Origin of the sequence: Lysobacter zhanggongensis (assembly GCF_046638635.1) — a bacterium.
Lineage (GTDB): Bacteria > Pseudomonadota > Gammaproteobacteria > Xanthomonadales > Xanthomonadaceae > Novilysobacter > Novilysobacter luteus.
Genome location: NZ_JBJXHK010000158.1, coordinates 1 through 1,734 on the forward strand (window position 1 = coordinate 1; position 1,734 = coordinate 1,734).

At 73.3% G+C, this 1,734-nt stretch carries 1 protein-coding gene and 1 pseudogene; both read left to right on the plus strand.

What is annotated here, in order from left to right; genetic code table 11:
* Nucleotides 1-572: pseudogene (locus ACKVMH_RS13400) on the plus strand (methyltransferase domain-containing protein); the annotation flags it as partial.
* 342 nt (nucleotides 573-914) lie between these two features.
* The coding region (locus tag ACKVMH_RS13405; protein WP_412700652.1) for a multidrug resistance efflux transporter family protein at nucleotides 915-1,734 on the plus strand (820 nt) is incomplete at its 3' end.

The following is a 1,734-nucleotide window of genomic DNA, read 5'->3' on the forward strand; positions in this document are numbered from 1 at the left end:
CCGGCGGCGGGCTGGCTGGGCGGCTCAACCCGTTCGCGCGCCGGCCGATCCCGGTCTGCGCCGACGCCCGCGCGCTGCCCTTGCGCGACGGCAGCGTCGACGTGCTGTTCTCCAACCTCTGCCTGCAATGGGTGGAGGACCTGCCGGCGGTGTTCGCGGGGTTCCGCCGCGTGCTCAAGCCGGGTGGACTGATGCTGGTGTCGACGTTCGGCCCGTCCACGTTGTGGGAGCTGCGCGAAGCGTTCGCCGAGGCGGACGACGCTCCACACGTCAGCCTGTTCCCGGCGATCGCGCAGTTCGGCGACGCGCTGATCGCGGCGGGGTTCAAGGACCCGGTGCTCGACCGCGACGAATTCGGCATCGGCCATCCCGACCTCGGCCACCTGATGCGCGAGTTGCGCACGATCGGCGCGACCAACGCGATGGCGACCCGCCGCCGCAGCCTGACCGGCCGCGCACGGTTCGCACGCGCCGCCGAGGCCTACGAGCCGATGCGGCGCGACGACGGCCAGCTGCCGGCGACGTGGGAAGTCATCTACGCGCACGCCTGGGGGCCGCCGCCGGGCGCGCCGNGGCCTACGAGCCGATGCGGCGCGACGACGGCCAGCTGCCGGCGACGTGGGAAGTCATCTACGCGCACGCCTGGGGGCCGCCGCCGGGCGCGCCGATCCGCACCGGCGGCGTCGACGAGGTCAGCGTGCCGTTGTCGAGCATCAAGGTGCGCAGGCGCTGACCCGCCCATGAGCGCCAGCCATCGCCGCATCGCCCTGTACGCCATCGCGATCGCGCTGGCGTCGGCGCTGTTCTTCACCTGCGCCTACGTGCTCAACCGCCTGGCCGCGACCGAGGGGGGGCACTGGGCGTGGACCGCGTCGCTGCGCTACCTCATCACCCTGCCGTTGATGCTGCCGCTGATGCGTTGGCAGGGTGGCATCGCACCGGTCTGGCGCGAGATCCGCGCGCACCCGTTGCCGTGGCTGGGCTGGAGCGGGGTCGGCTTCGTGCTGTTCTACATTGGGCTGAGCTACGCCGCGTCCAGCGGGCCGTCCTGGCTGGTTGCCGGCACCTTCCAGCTGACCGTGGTCGCCGGGATGCTGTGCGCGCCGCTGCTCTACGACGACGAACGGCGGCGCATCCCGTTGCCCGCGCTGGCGATCGGCTTGCTGGTGGTGGCCGGGGTGATGCTGATGCAGTTCGGGGTCGGCGGCGGGTCGCTCTACCGCGACGGCTGGATCGCGCTGGGCTGGGTCGCGGTTGCCGCGGTCGCCTACCCGCTGGGCAACCGCGGCCTGCTGCTGCACCTGGAGCGACGCGGCGGCCCGGTCCAACTCAACGCCACCCAGCGCGTGTTCGGGCTGACGCTGGCCAGCCAGCCGGCCTGGATCGTACTTGCGCTGTACGCCGCCGCCACCGCGGGTCCACCGTCCGCCGGCCATGTGTGGCTGGCCGGAGGGGTCGCGCTCGGCGCCGGGATCATCGCCACGGTGCTGTTCTTCCAGGCGACCGGGATGGTCCGCAACAACGCGACCGCGCTGGCCGGGGTCGAGGCCATGCAGGCCGCCGAGATCCTGTTCGCGACCCTGATCGGCGTGTGGCTGCTCGGCGAACGCTGGCCGCGCGGACCGGCGCTGTGGGGTGCGGGCATCGTGGTGGTGGGCATCGTCGCCTTCAGCTGGGTGGTCGCGCGGGCCGCCGCCGGCGACCCACGCGCGACCCGCGAGCTGCGCACCGACC